Annotated in this window: 23 protein-coding genes; 11 read left to right on the top strand and 12 right to left on the bottom strand. The window is 73.3% G+C overall.

Annotated elements, in window-relative coordinates:
* Nucleotides 1-27: 27 nt before the first annotated feature.
* Nucleotides 28-1,311, top strand: coding sequence for an FAD-dependent oxidoreductase (locus RBJ77_RS02935; protein ID WP_372343528.1), 1,284 nt, complete (start codon nt 28-30; stop codon nt 1,309-1,311).
* Here the strand turns inward: RBJ77_RS02935 and RBJ77_RS02930 are convergent.
* Nucleotides 1,262-2,107, bottom strand: coding sequence for an NAD(P)H-dependent oxidoreductase (locus RBJ77_RS02930; RefSeq protein WP_372343527.1), 846 nt, complete (start codon nt 2,105-2,107; stop codon nt 1,262-1,264). The two genes, RBJ77_RS02935 and RBJ77_RS02930, sit on opposite strands and share 50 nt — an antisense overlap.
* A gap of 116 nt (nt 2,108-2,223) precedes the next feature.
* Nucleotides 2,224-3,813 carry a CBM35 domain-containing protein gene (locus RBJ77_RS02925; protein WP_372343526.1) on the bottom strand — a complete coding sequence of 530 codons (1,590 nt, stop codon included), beginning with the start codon at nt 3,811-3,813 and terminating at the stop codon, nt 2,224-2,226.
* 221 nt (nt 3,814-4,034) lie between these two features.
* On the opposite strand from RBJ77_RS02925, the gene RBJ77_RS02920 reads away from it, so the two are divergent.
* Complete coding sequence (locus RBJ77_RS02920; RefSeq protein WP_372343525.1) at nt 4,035-4,556, top strand: ATP-binding protein; 522 nt, start codon at nt 4,035-4,037, stop codon at nt 4,554-4,556.
* Nucleotides 4,557-4,601: 45 nt separating this feature from the next.
* Here RBJ77_RS02920 and RBJ77_RS02915 read toward each other — a convergent pair whose 3' ends face one another.
* Nucleotides 4,602-5,132, bottom strand: a complete 531-nt coding sequence (locus tag RBJ77_RS02915) for an N-acetyltransferase family protein (protein ID WP_372343524.1) — start codon at nt 5,130-5,132, stop codon at nt 4,602-4,604.
* Between RBJ77_RS02915 and RBJ77_RS02910 the strand changes: the two genes are divergently transcribed.
* Nucleotides 5,131-5,712: a helix-turn-helix domain-containing protein gene (locus tag RBJ77_RS02910; protein ID WP_372343523.1), complete on the top strand. Its 582-nt coding sequence runs from the start codon at nt 5,131-5,133 to the stop codon at nt 5,710-5,712. The genes RBJ77_RS02915 and RBJ77_RS02910 overlap by 2 nt on opposite strands.
* The gene (locus RBJ77_RS02905) at nt 5,709-6,896 is read left to right on the top strand and encodes an MFS transporter (RefSeq protein ID WP_372343522.1); all 1,188 of its coding nucleotides are present in this window, start codon (nt 5,709-5,711) and stop codon (nt 6,894-6,896) included. Before RBJ77_RS02910 ends, RBJ77_RS02905 begins: the two co-directional genes overlap by 4 nt.
* A 142-nt stretch (nt 6,897-7,038) precedes the next feature.
* Here RBJ77_RS02905 and RBJ77_RS02900 read toward each other — a convergent pair whose 3' ends face one another.
* Entirely contained in the window at nt 7,039-7,446 is a 408-nt protein-coding gene (locus tag RBJ77_RS02900; RefSeq protein WP_372343521.1) for a DUF5997 family protein, read from the bottom strand.
* A gap of 58 nt (nt 7,447-7,504) precedes the next feature.
* Between RBJ77_RS02900 and RBJ77_RS02895 the strand changes: the two genes are divergently transcribed.
* Nucleotides 7,505-8,302: a LysR family transcriptional regulator substrate-binding protein gene (locus tag RBJ77_RS02895; protein ID WP_372343520.1), complete on the top strand. Its 798-nt coding sequence runs from the start codon at nt 7,505-7,507 to the stop codon at nt 8,300-8,302.
* Between the two features lie 214 nt (nt 8,303-8,516).
* Here the strand turns inward: RBJ77_RS02895 and RBJ77_RS02890 are convergent, their stop codons facing one another.
* Nucleotides 8,517-9,107, bottom strand: coding sequence for a TetR/AcrR family transcriptional regulator (locus RBJ77_RS02890; protein ID WP_372343519.1), 591 nt, complete (start codon nt 9,105-9,107; stop codon nt 8,517-8,519).
* 205 nt (nt 9,108-9,312) lie between these two features.
* On the opposite strand from RBJ77_RS02890, the gene RBJ77_RS02885 reads away from it, so the two are divergent.
* The 4 genes from RBJ77_RS02885 to RBJ77_RS02870 are packed head-to-tail and all read left to right on the top strand — an operon-like array spanning nt 9,313 to nt 14,102.
* The gene (locus RBJ77_RS02885; RefSeq protein ID WP_372343518.1) at nt 9,313-9,879 is read left to right on the top strand and encodes a (2Fe-2S)-binding protein; all 567 of its coding nucleotides are present in this window, start codon (nt 9,313-9,315) and stop codon (nt 9,877-9,879) included.
* Nucleotides 9,876-10,877, top strand: coding sequence for a xanthine dehydrogenase family protein subunit M (locus tag RBJ77_RS02880; protein ID WP_372343517.1), 1,002 nt, complete (start codon nt 9,876-9,878; stop codon nt 10,875-10,877). The genes RBJ77_RS02885 and RBJ77_RS02880 overlap by 4 nt, the downstream gene beginning before the upstream one ends.
* Nucleotides 10,874-12,994, top strand: a complete 2,121-nt coding sequence (locus RBJ77_RS02875; protein WP_372343516.1) for a xanthine dehydrogenase family protein molybdopterin-binding subunit — start codon at nt 10,874-10,876, stop codon at nt 12,992-12,994. Before RBJ77_RS02880 ends, RBJ77_RS02875 begins: the two co-directional genes overlap by 4 nt.
* On the top strand, nt 12,987-14,102 hold the full coding sequence (locus tag RBJ77_RS02870) for an XdhC family protein (protein WP_372343515.1): 1,116 nt from the start codon (nt 12,987-12,989) through the stop codon (nt 14,100-14,102). Before RBJ77_RS02875 ends, RBJ77_RS02870 begins: the two co-directional genes overlap by 8 nt.
* A 36-nt stretch (nt 14,103-14,138) precedes the next feature.
* On the opposite strand, the gene RBJ77_RS02865 is transcribed toward RBJ77_RS02870, so the two are convergent.
* Together RBJ77_RS02865 and RBJ77_RS02860 are read right to left on the bottom strand one after the other, a co-directional pair.
* On the bottom strand, nt 14,139-16,157 hold the full coding sequence (locus RBJ77_RS02865) for a CocE/NonD family hydrolase (protein ID WP_372343514.1): 2,019 nt from the start codon (nt 16,155-16,157) through the stop codon (nt 14,139-14,141).
* A gap of 8 nt (nt 16,158-16,165) precedes the next feature.
* Nucleotides 16,166-17,464 (bottom strand): acetyl-CoA carboxylase biotin carboxylase subunit family protein, encoded by a 1,299-nt coding sequence (locus RBJ77_RS02860; RefSeq protein ID WP_372343513.1) that lies wholly within the window; start codon nt 17,462-17,464, stop codon nt 16,166-16,168.
* Between the two features lie 152 nt (nt 17,465-17,616).
* On the opposite strand from RBJ77_RS02860, the gene RBJ77_RS02855 reads away from it, so the two are divergent.
* Nucleotides 17,617-18,633 carry an SDR family oxidoreductase gene (locus tag RBJ77_RS02855; RefSeq protein ID WP_372343512.1) on the top strand — a complete coding sequence of 339 codons (1,017 nt, stop codon included), beginning with the start codon at nt 17,617-17,619 and terminating at the stop codon, nt 18,631-18,633.
* A 36-nt stretch (nt 18,634-18,669) separates the two neighbouring features.
* On the opposite strand, the gene RBJ77_RS02850 is transcribed toward RBJ77_RS02855, so the two are convergent.
* From RBJ77_RS02850 to RBJ77_RS02840, 3 genes are read right to left on the bottom strand one after another with little or no spacing between them, the layout of a single operon-like run.
* On the bottom strand, nt 18,670-19,716 hold the full coding sequence (locus RBJ77_RS02850; RefSeq protein ID WP_372343511.1) for a YihY/virulence factor BrkB family protein: 1,047 nt from the start codon (nt 19,714-19,716) through the stop codon (nt 18,670-18,672).
* Nucleotides 19,706-19,936 carry a hypothetical protein gene (locus RBJ77_RS02845; RefSeq protein WP_372343510.1) on the bottom strand — a complete coding sequence of 77 codons (231 nt, stop codon included), beginning with the start codon at nt 19,934-19,936 and terminating at the stop codon, nt 19,706-19,708. Before RBJ77_RS02845 ends, RBJ77_RS02850 begins: the two co-directional genes overlap by 11 nt.
* Before the next feature lie 35 nt (nt 19,937-19,971).
* On the bottom strand, nt 19,972-21,498 hold the full coding sequence (locus tag RBJ77_RS02840) for an FAD-dependent oxidoreductase (RefSeq protein ID WP_372343509.1): 1,527 nt from the start codon (nt 21,496-21,498) through the stop codon (nt 19,972-19,974).
* 78 nt (nt 21,499-21,576) lie between these two features.
* Between RBJ77_RS02840 and RBJ77_RS02835 the strand changes: the two genes are divergently transcribed.
* Nucleotides 21,577-22,419, top strand: a complete 843-nt coding sequence (locus tag RBJ77_RS02835) for an endonuclease/exonuclease/phosphatase family protein (protein WP_372343508.1) — start codon at nt 21,577-21,579, stop codon at nt 22,417-22,419.
* Between the two features lie 15 nt (nt 22,420-22,434).
* Here the strand turns inward: RBJ77_RS02835 and RBJ77_RS02830 are convergent, their stop codons facing one another.
* Complete coding sequence (locus RBJ77_RS02830; protein ID WP_372343507.1) at nt 22,435-23,583, bottom strand: aromatic acid exporter family protein; 1,149 nt, start codon at nt 23,581-23,583, stop codon at nt 22,435-22,437.
* Between the two features lie 32 nt (nt 23,584-23,615).
* Nucleotides 23,616-25,715: a catalase gene (locus RBJ77_RS02825; protein ID WP_372343506.1), complete on the bottom strand. Its 2,100-nt coding sequence runs from the start codon at nt 25,713-25,715 to the stop codon at nt 23,616-23,618.
* Nucleotides 25,716-25,748: the final 33 nt, after the last annotated feature.

The raw sequence follows: 25,748 nt of genomic DNA, 5'->3' as shown, positions 1-25,748 counted from the left end.
CGCCCCGCACACGCAAGGAACAGCCTCATGAACCCTGAACCCACGCCCGCCGGACAACCGGACGTCCTCGTGGTCGGCGGCGGCATCGGCGGCCTCAGCACCGCCTACGCCCTGTCCCGCCAGGGACTTCGGGTCCGCGTCCTCGAACAGGCCCCGGAGTACGGCGAGGTCGGCGCCGGCCTGCAGATCGCGCCCAACTGCACCCGCATCCTCGCCGACTACGGACTCCTCGACGAGGCCAAGTCGCTGGGCGTCGTCCCGGAGAACATGGTGATGCGGGACGCGGTCGACTCCGAGGTACTGACCCGCCTCGACCTGCGCGACCTCGAACGCCGCTACGGCTTCCCGTACATGGTCATCCACCGCAGCGACCTGCACGGCATCTTCCTGCGGGCCTGCGAGCGGGCCGGGGTCGAGCTGCTGAACGACCAGGTCGTCGTCGGCTACGAGAACACCGAGGGCGGCGCCCGGGTCCTGCTGAAGGACGGCAGGACCGAGACCGCCCCGCTGGTCGTCGCCGCCGACGGACTGCACTCCGTGGCCCGGCAGCAGCTGATCGGCGACGACGTGGTCAGTTCGTCCTACGTGGCCTACCGCGCGGCCGTCCCGATCGAGGAGGTCAAGGACAACGGCATCGCGGAGCACGACGTCACCGTCTACGTCGGCCCGCGCCGCCACTTCGTCCAGTACGCGCTGCGCGGCGGCGATATGTTCAACCAGGTCGCCGTGTTCGAGTCGCCCAAGGCCCTGGCGGGCGAGGCGGACTGGGGCACCCCCGACGAGCTGGACGCCGCCTTCGAGGGCAGCTGCGAGACGGTCGGCGTGGGCATCCCGCTGATGTGGCGGGACCGCTGGTGGCGGATGTTCGACCGCGATCCGATCGAGACCTGGGTGCACGGCCGGATCGCCCTGCTCGGCGACGCCGCGCACCCGCCGCTCCAGTACATGGCACAGGGCGCGATCATGGCGATCGAGGACGGCTGGGTGCTCGCGCAGCACTACGCCCGGCTGGCCGAGGCCACCCCGGCCGGCACCGAACCGGACTGGGACGGTGCGCTGGTCGCGTACGAGGCGGTCCGCGTGGAGCACTGCCGGCGGGTGCAGACCACGGCCCGCGCCTGGGGCGAGCTGTGGCACCTCGACGGGGAGGCGCGGCTGCGGCGCAACGCGATCCTGCGGGCCCGGGACACCCACGACTACGCGTTCACCGACTGGGTGTACGGCCCGACCGCGCTCACTCCGGACGAGGAGCCCGCGATGTTCACGCCGATCCCGCTCTCCCCGGCGGCCGTGGAGCAGCCGGCGGCCTGACCGCCCCGCCCGCCCCCGACGGGCCGGCCGCCCGGTGGATGCCGAGGCCGGTCCGGCCGGGGGCCAGGCCGGGCCGCAGGACGAGGTCCTCGTCGTAATCGCCGCCGCCCTCCCGGCGGTAGCGCAGCGGCTCGGCCGTCGGCAGGGCACGCAGCCGGGCGCGGAGCGCGTCGGCCGTGCGGGCGTACTCCGCCGGGGTGTGGCGGTCCGCCCCGTACACGACGAACGGGTCGAGGGGCGCCATCCCCGTGTACCAGAACGTGCCGTGCAGCAGCGGGAACAGCACCTCGTCCAGCGAGCCGTGGATGCCGCGCGGGCCGAATCCGGACGGGCGGGCGCCCACCGACGTGACGATCAGGGCGCGCTTCCCGGCGAGACCGCCGTCGCCGTAGCGGCGGGTGCGGCCCGCCCCGTCCTTGACGCCGAAGCCGACGCCCTGGACCAGGACGCGGTCGAGCCAGCCCTTGAGGATGGCGGGCGGACCGAACCACCACAGGGGGAAGTGCAGGACGACGACGTCGGCCCACGCGAGCTTGTCGAGCTCGGACCTGATGTCCTCGCTCAGCGCGCCCGACGCGTACGCCTGCTCCTGCGCCGCCCCGACGAACAGCCGCTCGCCGTCGGCGGGTTCACCCCCGAAGTCGTCGGCGTCGACGACCGCCTTCCACTTCATCGCGTACAGGTCGGACGTACGCGTCTCGTGGCCGAGCCCGTCCAGGGTGCTCAGCGCGTCACGCATCAGGGCGGCGTTCAGGGAGCGCGGTTCGGGATGGGCGAAGACCCAGAGGAATCTCATGCCCCGATCGTGCGCGGCCGGACCGCTCACCCGTCACTGGCCAGATGGCCACGAAGGGAAAGAATCTGGCCACGCGTGTGCCACCGCCTACGCGGGCGGTGGCACACGCGCGCGGGTTACGGGGTGACCTGGCTGCCGCCGAACGTCACCACGAGCCGGCCGTCCGACGCGAACGACCAGCCGAGGGCGCCCGCGTAGGAGGAGCAGCGGGAGCCGTTCGACCCGGACCAGAACTGGTTCGAGCTGTCGGAGTTGCCGATGATCCGGTCGTTCGTGCCGCTGGAGCTTCGGCACGACGTGTTGTCGCGGAAGACCGAACTGCCGCCGTCGAAGCTGAAGTTGCGCTCTCCGTTGTCGACGCTGACGTTCGCGGAGACCGTCATCGAGCCCGGGTTGCTGTTCCAGGTGAAGCCGTGCTTGCCGTTCTTCACCGCGAAGCTGCGCCGCACGACGTGGTTGACGGCGATGTCCTCGCCGCCCAGCTTGTAGCCGTTGCGGTCGCCGTTGCCGGCCTGCGAGCCGTCGCTGAGGGTGCCGTTGCCGTAGGCGAGGGAGTCCTCGACGGTGACCGGGCCGATCGCGCCCGTGTCCGACTTCGTGTACAGGTCCCAGCCGTCGTCGATGTTGTTGTGCGAGACGGCGTAGCGGAAGACGTTCCCGGTGCCGGTGGTGAGCTTCGCGGCGAAGCCGTCGGCGTCCTCGCCGTCGGAGTCGGCGTTGTCGTGCGACTCGGCGCTCAGGATCAGGTTGTCGGACGGCCAGTCGGCGGCGGGCGTCGAGGAGGCGGTGCGGCCGAGCTGGAGGCCGGTGTCCCGGTTGAAGCGGGTCACCGTGCGCTCGATGACGTTGTGGCTGCCGCCGACGTAGATACCGTTGTCACCGGCGTGCTCGACGGTGACGCCGTACACGCGCCAGTAGTTGCCGAACAGTTGGAGCCCCCGGTTGGACGAACTCTCGCTCTGCGCGGAGAAGTTGAGGACCGGCTTCTCGCCCTGGTAGGCGGCGAGGGTGGTCCGGGCGGCGGAGGTGCCGTTGTTCCCGGCGGGGACGGTGATCGTCGATCCGTACGCGTACGTGCCGCCGCGCAGGTAGATCGTGCCGCCCGCGGCGACCCGGCCGATCGCCGAGGCGAGGGTGGTCGGGGCGTCGATCGTGCCCGCCGCGCCGTCGGTGCCGCCGGGGGAGACGTAGAGGGCGCCGCTGGTGGGCGGTGTGGTGGAGCCGGAGGTCTCCACGTCGGCGTAGTCGACGTTGGGCAGGCCGTTCGCGGTGGTCGGGGTCAGCCGGATCGTGTTGCTGCCCGCGGTCACCGGGACGGTCAGCGTCTTCGTCGTCCAGCCGGTCCAGGTGCCGGTGCCCTCGAAGGACGCCGATGCCACGGTCGATCCGTTGACCACGACGTTCGCGGGCCGCGCGGTGGTGGTGCCGTTGGCGAACCGGATGCTCAGGGTCGCCGTGCCCGCCGCGGACGCGGACACGGTGAACTGGGCGTATCCACTGGTGGAGTTGGTGGCGTTGCAGAATCCGCTGCCCGAGTAGCCGGACCACTCGGTCTCGACGGCTCCGGTGCACACCGCGGGCGCGGACTCGGCTTCGTAGCGGGTCGTCGCGGCCTGGGCCGAGGGGCCGGCCAGGGCGACGAGGGTGCCGGCAAGGAGACCGGCGGACGCGATGCTGATGACGGGTCTCGCGGCTCGTGACTTCATCGTTCGTCTCCAGATGCGTGCGTGAACAGGACTGGTCGAGTTCTGGTTCGAATCCGTGAACGAGGACGCCCGGGGGCGCCATAATCAGGGAGGGAAAGCCCTTTCTTCGGCACGCTAGAGCTGTTGCCGTGACCACGTCAATGGCTATGTATGTGATCGTTGTTCGTCTACATGAACGATGAAGGGATGCTGGAGCTCCGGCGTGAGTAGGGTGGAGCGCCATGATCGTATGGCTCAACGGAACCCATGGCGCGGGCAAGACGACGACCAGCGCGCTGGTGCAGCAACTGCTCCCGGACTCACAGGTGTTCGACGCCGAGAAGGTCGGCGAGACGCTCATGGACATCAAGCCCGGACTGCCCGCGACGGACAACTTCCAGCACTGGCCGCCGTGGCGGCCGCTCGTCGTCGAGACCGCCCGCCGCATCCTCGACTACACCGGCGGCACCCTCGTGATGCCCATGACCGTCCTGGTCGAGGAGTACTGGCGCGAGATCGGCGAGGGCCTCGCGGGGCACGGCATCGAGGTGCGGCACTTCGTCCTCCACGCCGACCAGGACACGCTCCGCGCCCGCATCGAGAACGACACCGTCGTGCCTCCCGGGCCCTTCCGGTTCCGGCACCTGGAGCCCTACGCGGAGGCGGCCCGCACCTGGCTGCACGCCGACGCGGAGGTCGTCGACACGACGCACCTCACCCCGGCCGAGGCCGCCCGGCGGATCGTGGAGTCGGTCAAGGGCTGAGGCCGCCCGCCGCGCGGCCGCGGCTCCCTCCGGGCGTGCGGCCGGTCAGCCCAACTGCCGCCGCATCAGGGTCAGATCGAGCCAGCGGCCGAACTTCGTGCCCACCTCGCGCACCGTGCCCGCGTGCTCGAAGCCGTGCCGCTCGTGCAGGCGGACCGAGGCCGCGTTGCCGGACTCGATGCCCGCGATCATGACGTGCAGGCCGGCCGCCTCGGCGGACGTGATCAGCGTGCCGAGGAGGGCCGCGCCGATGCCCCGGCCGTGCTGCCCCTCGGCGACGTAGACCGAGTTCTCGACCGTGTGCCGGAATCCGGAGTAGTCCTTCCAGGGGCCGTAGACCCCGAACCCGACGACCGAGGCCGCGCACTCCGCCACGTACGCCGAACCCCGCGCCAGGTGCGCGGCCAGCCACGCCGCGCCCTCGTCGCGGGACTGGGGCGTGTCCGTCCACAGCGCCGTGCCGTGCTCGATGGCGTGGTTGCGGATCGCGAGCACGGCGTCCAGATCGGCGGCGTGTGCCGGGCGGATCGTCACCGCCCGCACCCGGGCGTCGGCGGTCTCGTATATTGGATTCATGTCCAATATAGTAGACCCTCTGGTGAAGCGCATCGGCTCCCGCATCCGAGCCGAGCGGGACGGGCGCCGCTGGACCCTCGCGGAGCTGGCCGAGGCGTCCGGGGTGTCGAAGGCGATGATCAACCGGATCGAGCGGGGCGAGAGCAACCCGACGGCGGTGGTCCTGGGCAAGCTGTCGGCCGCCTTCCGGCTGAGCGTCGCCACGCTGCTGGACCCGGAGGGGGAGGCGGCGGCCGACGCGGAGCGCGTACGGCGTGCGGGCGCGGCGCCGCAGTGGCTCGATCCGGAGACCGGATACGTGCGACGGCAGGTGTCGGGGCCCGGCTTCCCCGCCGAGGTGGCGGAGATCCGGCTGCCCGCCGGGGCCGAAGTGCCCTACCCCGCCGCCGCGTTCGCCTTCCACCGGCAGATCATCTGGGTGCTCGACGGCCGGCTGACCTTCCGCGAGGGGGAGACGGTCCACGAACTGGCCGCGGGGGACACCGTCGAGCTCGGCGCCCCCGCACCCTGCGTCTTCGTCAACTCCACCGAGCAGGACTGCCGTTACGCCGTCGTCCTGGTGCGCGGCGAGGCGCCGTGAACCGGCGGCGCGCCCGTGCGGGACTGCTCGCCTGCATCGCCGGGACGGCGCTCGCCAACAACTACGCCGTCCAGCCCGCCCTCGGCGACGTCGCCCGCGACACCGGCACCACCGCGGCCGCCATCGGACTCGTCACCACGGCCGCGCTCGCCGGATGCATCGCGGGCTTCGCCTTCCTGCTGCCCCTCGCGGACCGGGCGGCACCCCGTCGCCTCGTCACGGGACAACTGCTGCTGCTCGCCACCGGCCTGGTCCTGGCCTCGCTCGCCCACGGCCTCGGGACGCTCCTCGTCGCCTACGTGCTCGTCGGCGCGGGGGCGAGTGTGAGCGCGATGGCGTCGACCATCGCGGGGCGCGGGGCCCGGGAGGAGCGGCGCGGCGCCGCCGTCGCGCTCGTCGCCGCCGGGATGTCCGCCGGGATCCTGCTCAGCCGGCTGGTCGGCGGGGCGCTCGCCGACGCGCTCGGCTGGCGCGGGATGCTGCTCGCGTTCGCCGGGCTCGTCCTGGCGTGCGCGGGCGCGGCGTGGTGGCGGCTGCCGGGGGAGCGGCCCGCACCCACGGGCGGCTATCTCGCCACCCTCGCCGCGCTCCCGGGACTGCTGCGCCGCTACGGGACGCTGCGCCGCGCGGTCCTGAACGGCAGCCTCTGGTACTTCGCCTTCAGCCTCGTCTGGGTCGCGCTCACCGTGCGGCTCGCGCAGCCGCCGTACGCCCTCGACTCCGCCACCATCGGCCTCTACAGCCTCGCCGGGGCGCTCGGCTTCGCCGCGCTGCCGGTGGCCGGCCGGCTCGGCGACCGGTACACGCCGCGCGCCGTCGTCCGGGCGAGCATGGCCGTGGCCGCCGCCGGGGCGGCGCTGCTCTGCACCGGCCTCGACCGGCCGGTGGTCACCGTGACGGGGCTCGCGCTGCTCGACGCGGGCTGCTTCACCGCGCAGGCCGCGAACCAGACCCGCATCCTCGCCGTCGACCCGCGCCGCGGCGGCAGCCTCAGCGGTGTCTATCTGCTCCTGTACTTCCTGGCGGGCGCCCTCGGCGCCGGGCTCGCGGCGCCCCTGCTCACCCTCGGCGGCTGGCCCGCGGCGTCCGGCACGGTGTGCGCGGCGCTGGTGGTGGCGGGCGTGCTGGGGCTGCGACGGGACGCGCCCCGGGTGGGCGCGGTGCGGGAGTCGGCCGAGGTCTGATGCGGGCGGGTGAGCGTGCCCCCGCGTGAGGGAGCACGCCCCGTACGGAGGGCGTCGCGCGCACGAAAAGACGGCCGGGCCCCAGGGGGTCCGGCCGTCCTCGCTCAGCGTGCGTGCGGGACCGAGCGCGTCGCGGCGGTCGTCAGTCCTCGGACCGCTGCGCCCGGCGCTCCGCCTCCTCCGCGTGCTTCTTCTTGATGCGGACGGTCTCCTTGCGGACCTCCGCCTGGGTGTCCCGCTCCTCCTGCAGCCACCGGGGGTTCTCGGCCTTGAGCGCCTCGATCTGCTCCGTGGTCAGGGGCTCGGTCACGCCGCCGCGGGCCAGGCCCGCGATGGAGATGCCCAGCTTGCCCGCGACCACCGGGCGCGGGTGCGGGCCGGCGGCCCGCAGGTCGACGAGCCACTGGGGCGGGTCGGCCTGCAGCGCGGCCAGCTCGGCGCGCGTGACGACGCCGTCCCGGAACTCGGCGGGCGTGGCCTCGAGGTACACACCCAGCTTCTTCGCCGCGGTGGCGGGCTTCATGGACTGGGCGGTCTGGTGCGAACTCATGAGGTCAAGGGTATCCAGCGCGGCGGAGAGGTCCGACCACGGCGGGTAGCCTTGCGGCGTGACAGGCACGGAAAAGACCCCCGCGGCGACCCCTGAGTTCCGGCTCGCGTACGTTCCCGGAGCCACCCCCGCCAAATGGGTGCGGATCTGGAACGAGCGGCAGCCCGACGTCCGGCTCACCCTCGTCCCGGTGGACGCCGCGGAGGTGGCGGACGTGCTGCGGCGCGGTGACGCCGACGCCGGTCTGGTGCGGCTGCCCGTGGACCGCACGTACTTCAGCGCGATCTCCCTCTACACGGAGACGACCGTGGTCGTGGTTCCCAAGGACCACGTGGTGGCCGCCGTCGAGGAGGTCACGCTCGCGGACCTCGCCGACGAGATCGTGCAGCATCCGCTCGACGACGTCCTGGAGTGGGAGAGCCTCCCCGGACAGGCCGCCTTCGAGCGCCCCGCCCGTACCGCCGACGCCGTCGAGCTGGTCGCCGCGGGCGTGGGCCTGCTCGTGGTGCCGCAGTCCCTCGCCCGGCTGCACCACCGCCGCGACCTCACCTACCGGACGGTCACCGACGCGCCCGAGTCGAGCGTGGCGCTCGTCTGGCCGGAGGAACGGACCACCGACCAGGTCGACGACTTCATCGGCATCGTGCGCGGCCGCACGGTGAACAGCTCCCGCGGCCGTACCCAGGCCCCGGCCGAGAAGGACAAGGGCAAGCGGGGTGCGGCCGCGTCCCCCCGCAAGCCCGCCCGTCCCAAGCAGGGCACGGCCCAGCCCGCCCGCCGCCAGGGCGGACGGCCCCAGGGCGGCAAGGCCGGCAAGCCCACCCCCAAGCGCGGAAAGCCGCGCAAGCGGTCGTAGCGGCTGGGCGGGCACCCGCCCGCCCGTGCGTGAACCGGGCATCCGCCCGTGCCTGAACCCGTAGCCCCGCCCGCGCGTGAACCGGGCATCCGACCGTGCCTGAACCCGTAGCCCCGCCCGCGTCCGAACCCGGAGCCCCGCCACGTGCCGTACGCCGGAGACGGCACGGTCCCACGCCCCCACGCAGCGGTCGCCGGACATCGGAGCCGAGTCCTTATGCGTCCGCCGGAGGCCCTGGCGCTCCCGCTCGCAGGCCGTCCATCACCAGGTCCAGGAGGCGGCCCGCGCGGGACTGCCAGTCGCCGTGCGGGTCGATCAGCCAGAGGCCGCCGATCGCCAGCATGAAGTCGTCGGGGGTGACGCCGGGGCGGAGCGTGCCCGCCTTCTCGTTCGCGGTCAGCAGCAGCGTGACGGCCTCCGTGAGCGGGCCGTGGGCCAGGCTCTTCATCGTGCCGCGGGCGGCCGTCGCCTCGCGCAGCGCGTCCGCGAGGCCGGCCTTCGCCATCGCGTACTGCGCGAGCCGGTCCATCCACTCGCGCAGCGCCACCTCCGGCGGCCGGGTGCACAGCAACTGGGCCGCCGTGTCGGCGACTTGTTGTACCTCGTACCGGTACACCTCGAGGACGAGCGCCTCCCGGCTGGGGAAGTTGCGGTAGAACGTGCCCTGTCCGACGCCCGCCTTCTTCGCGATCGCGCTCAACGGAGCGTCCGCCGAGTGCGTCAGTTCGGCCAGGGCCACCTCGAGGATGCGCTCGCGGTTGCGCTGCGCGTCGGAGCGGAGCGCCGGCTTCTTCGGGTGCCCCACGCGTCCTCCTTCGGCCGTGGCTCGGAAACGTCCTTGCTAGGCGGACAGTTGTCCACTACGTTCGTGAACCGTAAACCGGACACCTGTCCGTTCAGATCTGTCCACCATAGCGGCGTACGCGGCCAGGGCCCATGCCGAGGCCGCCCCCGCCCCCTCCGTACAGCGCCGATTCTCCTCGCACGAGACACGCGAAAGAAGGCTGCTCATGTCCCCGGCCGAGACGTCCACGTCCAGCGCCGTCACCCTGAACATCAACGGGGAGAAGCACACCCTGCCCGTCGATCACCGCACCACGCTGCTCGACGCCCTGCGCGAGCGGCTCGACCTGACCGGCACCAAGAAGGGCTGCGACCAGGGGCAGTGCGGTGCCTGCACCGTCCTCGTCGACGGGCGCAGGGCCGTGTCCTGTCTCCAGCTCGCGGTCGCCGCCGAAGGCCGGGAGATCACCACCATCGAGGGCGTCGCCGAGGGCGACCGGCTGCACCCGGTGCAGCAGGCGTTCCTCGAACTCGACGGATTCCAGTGCGGCTACTGCACGCCGGGCCAGATCTGCTCGGCCCTCGCCGTCCTGGAGGAGCACGCGGCGGGCTGGCCGTCCGCCGCGACCGACGACGTCCGGCCCGAGGCCGGGCCGCCACCCCTCACCCCGGAGGAGATCAGGGAGCGGATGAGCGGGAACCTGTGCCGCTGCGGCGCGTACGTGTCGATCGTGCAGGCCGTCACCCGGGCCGCGGCGCAGACCACTGACGGTGCGAAGGAGCAGGTGGCGTGAGGGAGTTCGGATACGAGCGGGCACTCGACGTGCCGGGCGCCGTGGCGGTCCTCGGCGGCGACCCCGAGGCGCGGTACCTCGGCGGCGGCACCAATCTCGTCGACCTGATGAAGGCGGGCGTCGAGCGTCCCGCGCGCCTCGTCGACGTACGGGAACTGCCCCTGGACCGCGTCGAGCCGACAGCGGACGGCGGGCTGCGGATCGGGGCCACCGTCACCAACAGCGACCTCGCCGCGCACCCCGAAGTGCGGCGCCGCTACCCGGCGTTGGCGCAGGCCGTGCTCGCCGGCGCCTCCGGTCAGCTGCGCAACATGGCGACCGTCGGCGGCAATCTGCTCCAGCGCACCCGCTGCGGCTACTTCACCGACATCGGCAAGCCGTGCAACAAGCGGGTCCCCGGCAGTGGTTGCCCGGCCGTGGCCGGGGAGCACCGCAACGGCGCCGTCCTCGGCGCGAGCGAGCACTGCGTGGCCGTGCACCCGTCCGACATGGGCGTCGCACTCGCCGCGTTCGACGCCGTCGTGACGTACGAAACCGCCTCCGGAAGCGGGGAGTTGGCGCTCGCCGACTTCTACCGACCCGTCGGCGACACCCCGCACCTGGAGACCGCGCTGCCCGCCGGCGCGCTCATCACCGGCGTCACGCTGCCCGCGGCCCCCGTCGCCGCGCACTCCCGCTACCGCAAGGTCCGCGAGCGCGCCTCGTACGCCTTCGCGGTCGGCTCCGTGGCCGCCGCCCTCGACGTACAGGACGGCGTCGTGCGCGACGCGCGGCTCGCGTTCGGCGCGGTCGCGTCCCGGCCCTGGCGGGCCGGCGCCGCCGAGCGGGCGCTGATCGGCGGCCCCGCCGACGCCGACGCCTACGCGGCCGCGGCCGACGCCGAACTCGCCGCGGCCGAACCGCTGTCCCAGAACACGTACAAGGTGCCGCTGATCCGCAATCTCGTCGTGGCACTGCTCACCGAACTCGAACAGCACGGACCGGAGGGCGCCCGATGACCACCACGGCGAAACCGGACGCGGTCGGCGTCGCACGCACCCGGATCGAGGGCCGCGACAAGGTGACCGGCGCGGCCCGCTACGCGAGCGAGATCCCGTTCACCGAACTCGCCCACGGCTGGCTGGTGCTGTCGACGATCGCGCGCGGCCGCATCCGGGCGATCGACGACGCCGCCGTGCGGGCGCTGCCCGGCGTGCTGAGCGTGCTGCACCACGGCAACGCGCCACGGGTGAAGGACGACGTCATCGGCGCGCTCGGCCGCCCCGACCCGATCGTCGAGGTCTTCCAGCACGACCGGGTGCCGCACGCCGGCTGGCCCGTCGCGCTCGTCGTCGCCGAGACCCCCGAGCAGGCCAGGGAGGCCGCCGAGGCGCTCGTCGTGACGTACGACGAGGAGCCGCACGACGTCTCCTTCGACGCCGACAAGGAGGGCGCGTACGTCCCGCAGGACGCGGAGACCGTCAAGGGCGACGTCGAGGCCGAACTCGCCGCGTCCACCGTCGTGCTGGACGCCGCGTACACCACGCCCGAGCAGCACCACAGCGCCATGGAGCCGCACGCGGTCACCGTGCGCTGGGACGCCGGGCGCCTGGAGGTCTTCGACTCCAACCAGGGCAGCAAGTGGGTCGCCGACGACCTGGCGAACCTGTTCTCCCTCGACCTGTCCGCCGTCCGGGTCCGCTCCGAGCACGTCGGCGGCGCCTTCGGCTCCAAGGGACTCAGGTCGCACCACGTGGCCGCCGTGATGGCCGCGACCGAACTGCAGCGCCCGGTGCGGATCGCGCTGACCCGCCGTCAGGTGTTCGCGATCACCGGCTACCGCAGCCCCACCGCCCAGCGGGTGCGGCTCGGCGCCGACGCGGACGGACGGCTGCGCGCCTTCGCGCACGAGAACCGGTCGATGACGTCGACCCTGCGCGAGTTCGTCGAGGGCAGCGCCGGGTTCGGCCGCACCATGTACGACTCCGTCGCCCACCACAGCGTCGACCGGGTCGTCCCCGCCGACGTCGGCACGCCCACCTGGATGCGCGCGCCCGGCGAGGCGCCCGGCTCGTTCGCCGTCGAGTCGGCGATGGACGAGCTCGCCGAGAAGCTCGGCATGGACCCGATCGCGCTGCGCGTGCGCAACGAACCGACGGCGGGCCCGATCTCGGGCCTCCCGTTCAGCAGCCGTAACCTGCTCGCCTGCTTCGAGGAGGGCGCCCGCCGGTTCGGCTGGGCGGATCGCGACCCCCGGCCGCGGGTGCGCCGCGAGGGGAACCGGCTGATCGGCACCGGCGTCGCCGCCTGCACCTTCCCGTCCGGCGCGGCGCCCTCCACGGCGTCCGTGACCGCCGAACCCGACGGCACCTTCACCGTCCGGATCTCCGCGGCCGACGTCGGCACCGGCGCGCGCACCGCCCTCACCGTGCTCGCCGCCGACGCGCTCGACACGGCGCCCGAGCGGGTCCACGTCCGTATCGCCGACAGCGACTTCGGCGCCGCCTGGGTCGCGGGCGGCTCCATGGGCACCCGCTCCTGGGGCTGGGCCGTGATGGCCGCGGCCCGGGACCTGCGCGAGCAACTCACCCTGCTCGGCGGGGAGATCCCGGCGGACGGCGTCACGGTCACCACCGACACCGCCGAACTCATCGCGCAGCTCGCCCAGAAGGAGCGGTACGCGTTCGGCGCCCAGTTCGCCGAGGTCGCCGTCGACGTCACCACCGGCGAGGTGCGGGTCACCCGGCTGCTCGGCGTCTTCGCGGCGGGCCGCATCGTCAACCCCCTCACCGCGCGCAGCCAGTTGGTCGGCGGCATGACCTGGGGCCTGTCCATGGCGCTGCACGAGGAAGCGGTCAGGGACGAGACGTTCGGCAGCCACGTCGGCGCGGACTTCGCGGGCTACCACTTCGCCGCGAACGCCGACGTGCCCGTCATCGAGGCCGACTGGGTGCCCGACGAGGACCCCGACGACCCCGTCGGCATCAAGGGCGTCGGCGAGATCGGCATCGTGGGCACCGCCGCCGCCATCGCCAACGCGGTGTGGCACGCGACCGGTGCCCGGCAGCGCCACCTGCCGATCCGGCCCGACCGGGTGCTGCTCGCCGAGGCGGACAGGGCCGGGCACGATGCTTGACCTCGCCGCCGAGCTCGGCGCATGGGCCGCGCAGGGCCGGGAGTTCGCCGTCGCCACCGTCGTCTCGGTGAGCGGCAGCGCACCCCGCCCGCCCGGCGCGGCCCTCGCCGTGGACACGGACGGCCGGGCCGTCGGCTCGGTCTCCGGCGGCTGCGTCGAAGGCGCGGTGTACGACCTGTGCGCCGACGCCCTGCGCGACGGAACGGTGCGCAGGGAACGGTTCGGGTACAGCGACGACGACGCGTTCGCGGTCGGTCTGACCTGCGGCGGGTCCGTGGAGGTCGTCGTCGTGCCCGTCCTGGCCGGCTCCCCGTCCCGTACGGCCGTGGAGTCGGCGCTCGCCGTCGCGGCGCGCGGCGAGGCCGTCGCGGTGGTCCGGATCCTCGACGGGCCCGGTGACCTCGCGGGCGGCGGCGGGGTGCTGGCCGTCCGCCCCGACGGCGCGTACGAGGGCAGCCTCGGCTCGGCTGACGACGCGGGGCTCGCCGCCCAGGCCAGGGCGCTGCTCGACCTCGGGCGGACCGGGATCTGCGAGGTGCCGGAGAGTTCGGCGCGGTGCGGTGGCGACGTGACCCTGTTCGTGGAGTCGAGCGTGCCGCCCGCGCGGATGATCGTGTTCGGCGCCGTCGACTTCGCCGGGGCGCTGGTGCGGGTCGGCAAGCTGCTCGGGTTCCACGTCACGCTGTGCGACGCGCGCGGTGTGTTCGCGACGCCCGAGCGGTTCCCCGACGCGGACGAGGTCGTCGTCGACTGGCCCGACCGGTATCTGCGCTCGACCACGACGGACGAGCGGACGGTGCTGTGCGTCCTCACGCACGACGCCAAGTTCGACGTGCCGCTGCTGGAGGTCGCGCTGCGGCTGCCCGCCGCCTACGTCGGGGCGATGGGCTCCCGGCGCACGCACGACGACCGGCTGCGGGCCTTGCGCGAGGCGGGCGTGGGGGAGCGGGAGCTGGCCAGGCTGCGCTCGCCGATCGGCCTCGACCTGGGCGGGCGCACGCCGGAGGAGACGGCGGTGTCGATCGGGGCGGAGATCGTGGCGGTGCGGCGGGGCGGCACCGGGGCGCCGCTGCGGGGCGGTGACGGGGCGATCCACCGGGCCGGGTAGCGACGCAGCGCGTTCGGACCGTTCGCGGGGCGCCCCTCACAGGGCGTCCCGGGGCACCTCCTCGTTCCACGTGCGCGAGAAGACCCGGCGGTCCGACTCGTACGCGTCGAGCGTGGCGTTGACGTAGAACGTGGTGGCGTCGCAGGTCAAGGTGGTGCTGGTGCGGACCTCGACGTCCCAGTCGGCGCGCCGGAAACGCATCGTCCAGGTCGAGTCGCCCGACGGCGACGTGAAGTCGTCCGCCGTCGACGTGTAGCGCTCGTGGGCGCGGCAGCCCACGTCGAGGCCGATGGCGTCGAAGCGCACCGTGCCGCGGTCCTTGACGATGTCGAGGCGCTGGCCGTAGTCGACGAGGTCGCGGGTGACCTCCCAGCGCTGTTCGGGCGGTGTGACCTGGGTGGTCGTCAGGGGCGTCGTGCCCTCCGGCGGACCGAACGGGTCCGGGTCGTCCTGCGCCGCCGCCGAGCGCACCGGCAGCACCAGCCGCCCCGTCTTCTCGTGCACGGTGAGGAGCGTGGGCCGCGGCGGGGGCCAGACCAGGGGCCAGTACGACGTGGACAGGGAGAGCCGGATGCGGTGGCCGGGCGGGAAGACCTGGGCCACCCCGTTGAGGTGGACCGTGGCCCGGTAGCGCCGGCCCGGCCGGAGGGGCGACGGGGCGTCGGAGCCGTCGCGGTGGGTCAGGTTGAGGACGCCGTAGCTGACGCGGGTGGCCCGCCCGTCGGGCGCCACGTCCGACAGCCGCGCGACGACCATGGCCACGGGGCGGTCCGCGCTCACCTCCACCTCCACCCGCGGCGAGCCGAGGATCTCCAGCCGCTCCGGCAGCGGGTCCGACTCGTGGACCAGGGAGCCGCCGTCCTCCTCGCGCTGGTCGTACGGCAGGTCGGGCGGCGCGTTGTACGAGGCCCACTTCCCCGCGAACTGGCCCACGGAGAGCGGCGACTGGACCGTGAGGTCGGCCGCCTCGGCGGTGTCACCGTCCGGCACCAGACGGCGGGAGCGCAGGGCCAGCGGCGTCTCACGCACCTGCGGGGACGGCCAGGACGGCTCGTCGACCCAGCGGCCCGGCCGCTCCTCGTACGACGTGGACGGCGGCACGCTCTCCTGCATCCAGGTCCGCAGCATCGGACCGTCCGCCGCCCCGTTGTCGACCCCCTTGAGCCAGTGGTCCCACCACCGCACCACCTCCTGGAGGTAGCCGATGGCCGGTCCCGGCTCGCCCAGGTGCGGGTACTTGTGGGACCACGGCCCGATCAGCCCCTTGCGGGGGACGTCCAGACGGGCGAGGAGCCGGGTCACCGCGTTCGAGTAGCCGTCGGCCCAGCCGCTGGAGGCGAGCACCGGGCAGCGGACGGCCGCGTAGTCCTCGCACACCGAGGCGTGCCGCCAGTACGCGTCGCGGCGCTGGTGGCGCAGCCAGGTGAGGACCCAGGGCGACACCGCCGCCAGGCGTTCGTGCCACATCTCCCGCCAGCGGTCGCCGACCACGGCCGGATCCGGTGGGCAGGTGGAGTAGGCGAACATCGTGCCCGCCTCGGCGAGGTTGTCGGAGAGCAGCGCGCCGCCCATGTAGTGCATGTCGTCGGCGTACCGGTCGTCCGTGAAGGACGAGATCACGATCGCCTTGAGACCGGGCGGGCGCCGGGCCGCCACCTGGAGCGCGGCGAACGCGCCCCACGAGAGACCCATCATCCCCGTCGACCCGTCGCACCACGGCTGCCCGGCCAGCCAGGCGAGCACCTCCTCCGCGTCGGCCTGCTCACGCTCCAGGTACTCGTCGGTGAGCACGCCCTCGGAGTCGCCGGTGCCGCGCAGGTCCACGCGCACGCAGGCATAGCCGTGCCCGGCCATGTAGAGGTGGTGCATCGAGTCGCGCACCGAACTGAGGTCCCGTTTGCGGTACGGGATGTACTCCAGGACGGCCGGCACCGGCTCGGTGTCCGACGACACCGGGCGCCAGACGCGCGCGGACAGGCGGACGCCGTCCGGCATCGGGATCGTGACGTGATCCTCTTCCTTGACGGCGTGCGGGAGGTTCTCTACGTGTCGCATGGGTTCTCTCAGGACGTGGGGTCGTTCGTGCGCTCGAAGGCGAGACGGAGTGCGGCCACGCAGCGGTCGTACTTCTCGCGCAGCTCGCGCTCGCTGTCGCCGCCGGTGAAGACGTGCGCCACCTCGTAGCTGTAGCTGTCCTGCTGGTCGACGTCGGAGAGCCGCTGGGCGTCGTCGGGGACGACGTCGACGCGCACTCCGGGGATCGACTCCTCGATGCGGGCGATCTCGTCCGGCGTCGGGACCGCGTGCACGACACCGTCGGTGAACCAGCGGTAGTACCACTTGGCGGCCAGCGCGTACGGGCCCTCGCGGTGCGGCAGCGCCGGGTCCTCGCCCAGGGCCAGGGCCACCATGCAGTGGTGGTTCGGGACGCCGTCGACGAACTGGAACAGCTCGGCGTGCGACTGGGAGTGGCGGGGGTTGATCTCCAGGATCGCGATCTCGTCCGTCGCCGGGTCGTGGAAGAACTCGATGCTGAACGTCGCCTCCGAGAAGCCGATCCGCCGCATCACCCGCGCGGACACGTCCCGCAGCCGCTGCTGCACCGGCTCCGGCAGCGCCGAGGGGTACTGGTGGCGCAGGAAGCTCGTGGAGTCGGGGTAGTTGATCGAGTCGAGCACCCCGTACACGGTGACCTCGCCGTCGTGCACATAGCCCTCGACCGCGACCTGGACCCCGCTGAGCGACTCCTCCGCCAGACACACCTGGGCGCCGACCCCGGCCATCTCCGACGGCAGGTCGAGCCGGTCGAGGATGTACTCGAAGGGGCGGCCGACCCGGTGGATGCCCTTCTTGACGGCGTCCACCGCCGTACGGAACTCGTCCATGTCCCCCGCGCCGAAGGCGAGTTCGGAGGAGTACGCCAGGGCCGGCTTGACCCACAGGGGGAACCGGACGCCGTCCGGCGGGCGCGGGTCGGCCGCGTCGAGGTCGACGCGGCCGAAGCGCGGATGCTCGGTGACGACCTCCCGCTGCACGAGGCGGCTCCAGTACTTGTGCTCGCACTTGACGACGGACTCCAGGCTCGGGGCCCGGGTGCCGTACCGCTCGCCGAGCAGCGCCACCAGCGTGCTCACCGGGAAGTCCCAGTAGCCGACGATCGCGTCGACCGTCCCGTCGAACCCGTCCAGGGTGCGGCAGGCCCGGTCGAGGAGATCCGGCACGCTCACCTCGCCGTGCTGGAGTTCCTCGATCGTGAGGAGGCGGTGGAAGCGCAGGTCACGGGCGCCGGGGACGGCGCTCAGGGTCGGCAGGTTGGCCTCGTCGAGACCGAGCACGAAGACGTTGCGGCAGGGACTGTTCAAGATCGGCTCCCGAAGTCGACGGTCCGGGCCCCCGTGTACCCCTCCGCCACCTGGGCACACGTCGCATGTCATCCACCACGAAGAAGCACGAGGAACCAGGAAACACGAAGAACCGAGAAGCACGAGGGAACACGAGGAGAGGGGCGTACGCCATGGCAGGCAAGCGGATCGTCGTGACAGGAGCCACCGGGAACGTCGGGACGAGCGTCGTGCGACAGCTCGCCGACGACCCGCGCGTGGGCTCGGTCCTGGGGCTCGCACGCAGGGTGCCCGACTGGTCACCCCCCAAGACCGACTGGGCGGCCATCGACCTCGGTGAGGGGGACGACCTCGTCGCGCACTTCCGGGGCGCCGACGCCGTCGTCCACCTGGCCTGGCGGTTCATGCCGGCCCGCGACCCGGCGCTGACCTGGCGCACCAACGTCCTGGGCAGTGTCGGCGTCTTCGAGGCCGTGGCCCGGGCGGGCGTCCCCGCGCTCGTCCACTCGTCGTCCGTCGGCGCCTACTCGCCGGGCCCGAAGGACCGGGCCGTCGACGAGAGCTGGCCCACCCACGGCTGGCCCGAGGCCGCCTACTGCCGCGAGAAGGCCTACCTGGAAAGGACGCTGGACACCTTCGAGCAGCAGTACCCGCAGGTGCGGGTGGCGAGGATGAGGCCCGCGTTCCTGTTCAAGCAGGAGGCAGCGAGCGAGCAACGACGGCTGTTCGGCGGCCGGTTCGCGCCGGGGCAGCTCGCCCGCCCCGAACTGCTGCCGTACTTCCCCGACATCCCCGGCCTGCGCGTCCAGACCCTGCACACCGACGACGCCGCCCGTGCTTTCTGCACGGCCGCACTCGGTGAGGCGCGAGGCCCCTTCAACCTCGCGGCCGAACCGCCGCTGGACGCAAAGGTGTTGGGCGAACTGTTCCACTCGCGGGCCGTGCCGCTGCCCCGCCGCGCCGCCCGCTCCGCGCTCGCGGCCGCGTACGGGCTGCATCTGGTGCCCGCGTCGCCGCAGCTGTTCGACGCCGTGCTCCGGCTGCCCCTGATGGACTGCACGCGGGCCCACGACGAACTGGGCTGGCGGCCCGAGTACACCGCGGTGGAGGCCGTCGAGGAACTGCTGCACGGGCTGCGCGAGGGCTCCGGCATGGAGACGGCGCCGCTCGCCGGGAGCCGGGTCGGCTGATCGGGCACGGCCGCCCGGAGGCGACCGCACCCGGGCTCAGTCGTCGGGCCTGGCCCGCCGCCGGCGCAGCCGGGAAGGCCACTTGCGGGTGTCGCGGGGTTCCACGTACGGCTCCTCGCCCTCCGGGTGGCCGCCGGAGATGGCGCGCTGGCGGGCCAGTTCGGCGTCGAGTTCGAGGCCGAGGAGGATGGCCAGGTTCGACAGCCACAGCCAGATCAGGAAGACGACGACACCGCCGAGGGCGCCGTACGTCTTGTTGTACGAGCCGAAGTTCGCCACGTACACGGCGAACCCGCCGGACGCCACCAGCCACAGCAGCACCGCGAGCAGACTCCCGGGACTCAGCCAACGGAAGCCGGGGCCGCGGACGTTGGGCGCCCGCCAGAACAGCAGCGCCACCATCAGGACCACCAGGACGAGCAGCACCGGCCACTTCGCGATGTTCCACGTGGTGACCGCCGCGTCACCGACCCCGATGGTGTCACCGGCCCGCCGTGCGAGCGGCCCGGTGAACACGACGATCAGCGCGCTGATCGCGAGCAGCACCATGAGGGTCACCGTCAGGGCGAGGCGCAGCGGCGTCAGCTTCCACACCGGGCGCCCCTCCGGCAGGTCGTACACGTCGTTCGCCGTGCGGATGAACGCGGCGACGTAGCTCGACGCCGACCAGACCGCGGCCAGGAGGCTCACCACCGCGACGACCCCGCTGGGGCCCGCGTTGTCCTGCAACTCCCGCACCGCGTCGTCCAGCAGGTCGCGGACCGGGCCCGGTGTCAGGTGCCGCAGGTTGTCCAGGACCGCCCGGGTCGCCGACTCGCCGATCACCCCGAGGAGCGAGACGAGGACGAGCAGGGCGGGGAACAGCGACAGGACCCCGTAGTAGGTCAGGGCCGCCGCCTTGTCGGGCAGATCGTCGTCGAGGAACTCCTTGCCGGTGCGCCGAAGCACCGCCAGCCAGGAGCGGGCGGGCAGTTCGGTCGGGTCCTTGGGTTCCTCGGTCGGGTCCTTGGGTTTCTCGGCGGGATCCTTGGGTTCCTCGGTGGGTTCCCCGGTCCGCTCGGGTTGCGCCGGATCATTCGCCACGCGCGTCCTCCTGGGCCGACTGGTTCGGGGTGACGGCGTCGCCGCCCTCCCCGCGCCGCCTGTCCTTGCGCTGCCGGTGGGCGGGGTCGGTCCCGGCCCGCTCGAACTCGTCGAGGACCTCCTCCGTCGCCGTCTCGGCGGGCCGCTTCTCCCCGTGCCGCTTCTCCTCGTCCTGCTTCTCGTCGTGCCGTGTCCCGTCGTGCCGTTCGTCGCGCGTCATGATGCTCCCTCACGTCCGTTTGCGGCAGGGGTGGTTCAGATGTCCCGCTGCTTCAGCGGGCGGGTGGCCGGGCCCTGCACGACGTGTCCGTCGGTGTCGAACCGCGAGCCGTGGCACGGGCACTCCCAGGCGCGCTCCGCCGCGTTGAACGCGACCAGACAGCCCAGGTGCGTGCACCGGGCCGACACGGCGTGCAGCTTGCCGTCGGGGTCCCGGTAGACGGCGGTGCGGCCGCCGGGCGTGCGCAGCACCGCGCCGCTGTCCGGGGCCAGCCCGTCCGCCGCGTCGACGCGCGGGGACCGCAGCCGGTCACCCACGAAGTGGTAGGCCACGTCGGCCTGGTTGCGCAGGAAGGCGGGTGCCGAGCGCAGTACGGAGAGCACCCGCCTGGGTTCGTACAGGTTCTTCCACGGCGGGGCCTCGCGGCCGGTGATCAGCGCGGTCAGGAGCGTGCCCGCCATGATGCCGCCGCTCATGCCCCAGCCGCCGAACCCCGTCGCCACGTAGGTGTGCCGGGCCGCCGGGTGCAGCAGGCCGACGAGCGGGGCCGTGTCGCAGGGGAAGTTGTCCTGGGTCGCCCAGCCGTGGCTGGGTTCGGTGCCGGGGAAGTACTCACGCGTCCAGGCCAGGAGCTCCGTCAGCCGCTCGTCCGTGTCACCGGTGCCCGGCGTGAACTTCTGACCGGTGACGATCAGCAGCCGCTGCCCGTCCCCGTACGGTGCGGTCCGCACCGAGCGGGTGTTGTCCTCGGGCGTGATGTACATGCCGTGCGGATCCCGGCTCTCCGGGAGCGGCGCGGCCACCACGAACTCACGGCGCGGCGCGAGCCGCGTGAAGAGCAGGGCGCGGTCGAAGACCGGGTAGTGCGTGGCGACGACGACGTCCCTGGCGGTCACCCGCGCCCCGGTCTCGGCGGTCACGTGGCACCCGTCGTCCTCCTCCAGACCGAACACGGAGGTGTGCTCGTGGATCAGGGCGCCCTTGGCCCGCAGGTCGTCGGCGAGCGCGAGCAGGTACTTGCGCGGATGGAACTGGGCCTGGTCCGGCAGCCGTACGGCGCCCGCGACCTCGTAGGGCAGCCCCGTCTCGCGGACGAACGACACGGGCAGCCCCGCCTCGCGCGCCGCCTGCTCCTCGGCCCGCAGCTCCCCGACGCGGTCGAGCGACCGCACGTACGTGTACGCGTCGCAGCGCTCCATGTCGCAGTCGGCGCCGAGGAGTTCGGCGACCTCGTGGGCGTGCTCGACGGCCTCGGACTGGGAGCGCGCGTACATCCGGGCCGCGTCGGCGCCATGAGTGCGCCGCAGCCGGGCGTACACGAGCGTGTGCAGCGCGGACAGCTTGGCCGACGTGTGCCCGGTGACGCCCTCGGCGATCCGGCCCGCCTCCAGCACGGCGACGCTCAGGCCCGCGCGGGTCAGCTCCCACGCGGTGCTCAGTCCGGCGATCCCCGCGCCGATCACCGCCACGTCGACGGTGACGTCCCGCTCCAGCGGCGGGTACGACGACCCGGGCGCGGACTCGATCCAGTACGAACCCCCGGTGCGTGCGTTCTCGGTCATGGCCCCCGGGTCCCCCTGAACAGGCAGCTCACGCGTCGGTCGGGGTACTCGGTCGGGCGACCCCTACCAGGAGTACCGATGCGCACACTGCGAGTCCTGACCATGAACGTTCTCGAACCCCGGTACGCCGACGGAGCCACCCGCCGCCGGGCCCTCGCCGTCGCCCTCGCACGGGCGGACCCCGACGTCGTGGCGCTCCAGGAGGTGGTGGCGGACGACGAGCGCGCCCTGGCGGCGCAGGGCCGGCACGTGCTGCCGCATCCGAACCGGTCCCCGGACGGCGTCGGCGCCGTCCTCGCGGTGCGCGGGAGCGTCGGCCGGGTGCGCTCCGATCCGCTCCGGACCGGCGCCCGCACCGAGCGGACGCCCTGGTGCGGCGTGGTCGCCGCCGAGGTGACCTACGACGAACCGCTCGGCGGCGTCCTCGTCGTCCACCACAAGCCCAGCTGGCCCCACGGCTTCGAGCACGAGCGGGAGCAGCAGGCCAGGGCCGCCGCGTCCCTCGCCGAGGAGATGTTCGCCGCGGGCCGGGACCGGCTGCGGCACGTGATCGTGCTCGGCGACTTCGACGCGCCGCCGGACGCCGCCAGCCTGCGGTTCTGGCGGGGACTGCAGTCGCTGGACGGGCTGAGCGTCTGCTACCAGGACGCGTGGGAGGCCGCCCACCCCCACTACCCCGGCCTCACCTTCACCCCGGACAACCCGCTCGTGCGCGCCGGGGACATGCCGCTCGAACCCGGCCGCCGCATCGACCACGTGCTGGCCCGCTGCGGGATGCACGGTCCCGGTCTGCGGGTCGCGTCCTGCGAACGGTTCCTCCTGGAACCGGTCGACGGCGTCCAGGTCAGCGACCACTACGGCGTGCTCGTCGACTTCGAGGTGCCCGAGCGGGAGCCGGGGGAGTGGGGCGAGTGGGCCTGAGGGCCCGGACGCGGGTCAACCCGCCGTCGCGCGGGACAGGTTCGGCGCGGCGATCGCCTCCAGGTCGTCCAGGAGACGGGTCGTCGCGGCGGTCAGCTCGCCGAGCGACGCGGACGCGCCGCGCCGTGGATCGCCCAGCAGCTCCGCCAGGCGGTCGCCCGCCGCCCGCGCCTCCCCCAGCGCGCGCCCGGCCCGCTCCTCGTCCGCGTCGCCCGTCGCGAACCGGTCCGCGTCGGCCGCGCACACCTGCCCGGCCGACCGCAGCAGCACGGCCAGCGCGCTGAGCGCCTCCTCGGCGGGCGCCCTGAAGCGCGGCGTCTCGCGTGCGGTCTCGGCCAGCAGGCGCAGCGTCGCCGCGACGTGGTCGGCGACGCGGCTCCAGGCCAGGTCCCCCGGCGGCGGGGCGGGGGCCGGGCGGCGCATCCTGCGGCCCGGGTTGAGGCGCCGGCTCTCGTCACTGTGCCGACGCGCCGCGCGCAGCTCCGCCACCGTCGCGCCGAGCCGCAGCGCCCGCGCGTGCCACTCCTCGGCGTCCGCGGCCTCGTACCCGCGCTCGATGCCGTCGGCCACGTCGCCCAGCAGTTCGGCGCCCTCGGTGGGCACCCGCGTCCTGAGCCGCCGCACGTCGTCCGTGTGCACCGGGGGCAGCACGAACGCGTTCACCAGCACGCCGATGACCGCGCCGAGGAGGGTCTCCAGGAGCCGGTGTCCGATCTCGGCCGGCGCGTACGAGCCGTAGGTGAGGACGAACAGGGCGGCCGTCGGCGCGTACCAGCCCTGGTCGCCGAAGCGTGACCAGATGCCGAGCAGCACGGTGACCGGGAGCGCGATCGCCATCGAGGCCATCACGTCCCGGGTGACGGCGGCCGCCGCCGCGGCGACGAAGGTGCCCGCGGCGACCACCACGAACTGCTGCACGGCCGAGCGCACCGAGCGGTACACGGTGCTCTGCACGAGGACCAGCGCGGTCCACGGGGCGAGCAGCGCCATCGGCGCGTTCCACCACCAGCCCGCGATGGCCCAGGCGACCAGGGCGGCGCCCGCCGCCTTCAACGCCTGGACGACGGCGGCCCGTTCGGGCCCCGCGACCGTCACCGCCCGGCGGGCGGCGCGCCCCACGGACCGGGCCTCGGCCGCGATCGTCCGGTGCGACACGCGCCGCACGACGCTGCTCCCCGGCGGGCGGCGCCACCGGCTCAGGTCCGCACCGGCGGCCGGCCCCAGTGCCGGTGCTCGGCCACGGCCCGGATGAACCGCTGGAGGAACTCGGACTGCGCCGGGCCCGGCGACGTGTCCGTGACCACGCCCTGGTCGGCCACCACGCTCCCGTTCTGCGTCGCCACGTGCACCGCGTCCGGGACGACCGGGGTGAGCGCGCCCACCCCGGAGCCGAGGGCACCGACCGGTTTGCCGTGCCGGTAGGCGTCGCGCACGAACCGTACGGCGTCCGGGTCCGAGGCCACCGCGGGCGTCCCGACCGGCCCGCCCGGCACCAGCACCGCGTCGTAGAGCACGGAGGCGACCGTGGGCAGCGCCCGGTCGACCTGGTACTCCTGGCCGTCGGAGCCGGTCACCGTGCCGTCGGCCGGGGCGATCGCCTCGACGACCGCGCCCTCAGCGGCGAGGGCCTCGCGCGCCGACGTCACCTGCTCGGCGTCCACGCCGTCGGTGACCAGGACCGCGATCTGCCGGGTGCGCAGCGAGCCGTCGCCGCGCTGCGCCTCCAGGCTCAGGGCCGGCGACGCGCTCTTGTACCGGCCCGGTTCGGCGCCGCCCTGCGGTACGGGCACGCCGATGCCGCGCGCCACCTCACGCGCCAACTCCAGGTCCACGTTGCTGAGTTCGTCGACCGTACGGGCCCGCACGGCGAGCGCGCCGACCTTGCCCAGCTCGAACCGGAACGCCTGGACGATGTGCTCCTTCTCCCAGTCCGCCATGCTGTTCCAGAACAGCGCGGCCTGGCTGTAGTGGTCCTGGAAGCTGGGGCTGCGGCGGCGGATCTTCGCGCCGTCGACGCGCTCCGCGTGATGCGTGTACGCGGACCCGTCGGCACCCGACACCGCCGGGCAGCCCGCGCCCAGCGAGTTGTTCGAGTAGTTCGTGCCTGTGTGGATCGCCGACTGGTGGTAGCCGTCGCGCTGGTTGTTGCGCACCGGCGCCACCGGACGGTTCACCGGGATCTGCGTGAAGTTCGGCCCGCCCAGCCGGATCAACTGCGTGTCCAGGTACGAGAAGTTGCGGGCCTGGAGCAGCGGGTCGTTCGTGAAGTCGATGCCGGGGACGACGTTCGCCGTGTGGAAGGCGACCTGTTCGGTCTCCGCGAAGAAGTTGTCCGGGTTGCGGTTCAGCACCATCCGGCCGACCGGCCGCACCGGCACCTGCTCCTCCGGGATCACCTTCGTGGCGTCCAGCAGATCGAAGTCGAACGCGAACTCGTCCTCCTCCGGCACCAGTTGCACACCGAGCTCCCACTCCGGGTACTCGCCCGCCGCGATCGCGTTCCACAGGTCGCGCCGGTTGAAGTCCGGGTCGCGGCCCTGGCACTCCTGCGCCTCGTCCCACACCAGCGAGTGGGAGCCGAGCTTCGGCTTCCAGTGGAACTTCACGAACGTGCCGTGCCCGTTCACGTCCACGAAGCGGAACGTGTGCACGCCGAAGCCCTGCATCATCCGGTAGCTGCGCGGGATCGCCCGGTCCGACATCAGCCACATGATCGCGTGCAGCGTCTCCGGCTGCAGCGACACGAAGTCCCAGAGCGTGTCGTGCGCGGACGCCCCCGTCGGGATGTCCGTGTCCGGCTCCGGCTTCACCGCGTGCACGAAGTCGGGGAACTTGATGCCGTCCTGGATGAAGAAGACCGGGAAGTTGTTCCCGACGAGGTCGTAATTGCCCTCCGACGTGTAGAACTTGGTGGCGAACCCGCGCACGTCGCGCACCGTGTCCGCCGACCCCTTGGGCCCTTGCACCGTCGAGAACCGCACGAACACCGGGGTGCGCACGGACGGGTCCTGGAGGAACGCGGCCCGGGTGAACCCGGCACAGGACTCGTACGGTTCGAAGTAGCCGTACGCGCCCGCGCCCCGCGCGTGCACCACCCGCTCCGGGATCCGCTCGTGGTCGAAACGGGTGAGCTTCTCCCGGAAGTGGAAGTCCTCCATCAGCGTCGGCCCGCGCTCACCGGCCGCGAGCGCGTCGTCGGTGTGGTCGACCGGCACCCCCTGGTCGGTGGTGAGCGGGCCGTTCGTCGGATCGTCGGCGCGCACCGTGTCGCGCTGCTCCTGTTTGCGGTCGGTCACCGTCTTGCTCCTCACGTACGGGGTCGGCGCGGC

The sequence above is a fragment of the Streptomyces sp. KL116D genome, from assembly GCF_030766975.1.
Taxonomy (GTDB): Bacteria; Actinomycetota; Actinomycetes; order Streptomycetales; family Streptomycetaceae; genus Streptomyces; species Streptomyces longispororuber_A.
This window is presented reverse-complemented; position numbering and strand designations above follow the sequence as displayed.

Coding starts and splice junctions, on each gene's coding strand:
- RBJ77_RS02885 (WP_372343518.1), top strand. CDS start 9,313: ATGTCCCCGGCCGAGACGTCCACGTCCAGCGCCGTCACCCTGAACATC.
- RBJ77_RS02855 (WP_372343512.1), top strand. CDS start 17,617: ATGGCAGGCAAGCGGATCGTCGTGACAGGAGCCACCGGGAACGTCGGG.
- RBJ77_RS02875 (WP_372343516.1), top strand. CDS start 10,874: ATGACCACCACGGCGAAACCGGACGCGGTCGGCGTCGCACGCACCCGG.
- RBJ77_RS02865 (WP_372343514.1), bottom strand. CDS start 16,157: ATGCGACACGTAGAGAACCTCCCGCACGCCGTCAAGGAAGAGGATCAC.
- RBJ77_RS02915 (WP_372343524.1), bottom strand. CDS start 5,132: ATGAATCCAATATACGAGACCGCCGACGCCCGGGTGCGGGCGGTGACG.
- RBJ77_RS02900 (WP_372343521.1), bottom strand. CDS start 7,446: ATGAGTTCGCACCAGACCGCCCAGTCCATGAAGCCCGCCACCGCGGCG.
- RBJ77_RS02925 (WP_372343526.1), bottom strand. CDS start 3,813: ATGAAGTCACGAGCCGCGAGACCCGTCATCAGCATCGCGTCCGCCGGT.
- RBJ77_RS02910 (WP_372343523.1), top strand. CDS start 5,131: ATGTCCAATATAGTAGACCCTCTGGTGAAGCGCATCGGCTCCCGCATC.
- RBJ77_RS02870 (WP_372343515.1), top strand. CDS start 12,987: ATGCTTGACCTCGCCGCCGAGCTCGGCGCATGGGCCGCGCAGGGCCGG.
- RBJ77_RS02935 (WP_372343528.1), top strand. CDS start 28: ATGAACCCTGAACCCACGCCCGCCGGACAACCGGACGTCCTCGTGGTC.
- RBJ77_RS02920 (WP_372343525.1), top strand. CDS start 4,035: ATGATCGTATGGCTCAACGGAACCCATGGCGCGGGCAAGACGACGACC.
- RBJ77_RS02930 (WP_372343527.1), bottom strand. CDS start 2,107: ATGAGATTCCTCTGGGTCTTCGCCCATCCCGAACCGCGCTCCCTGAAC.
- RBJ77_RS02845 (WP_372343510.1), bottom strand. CDS start 19,936: ATGACGCGCGACGAACGGCACGACGGGACACGGCACGACGAGAAGCAG.
- RBJ77_RS02835 (WP_372343508.1), top strand. CDS start 21,577: ATGCGCACACTGCGAGTCCTGACCATGAACGTTCTCGAACCCCGGTAC.
- RBJ77_RS02840 (WP_372343509.1), bottom strand. CDS start 21,498: ATGACCGAGAACGCACGCACCGGGGGTTCGTACTGGATCGAGTCCGCG.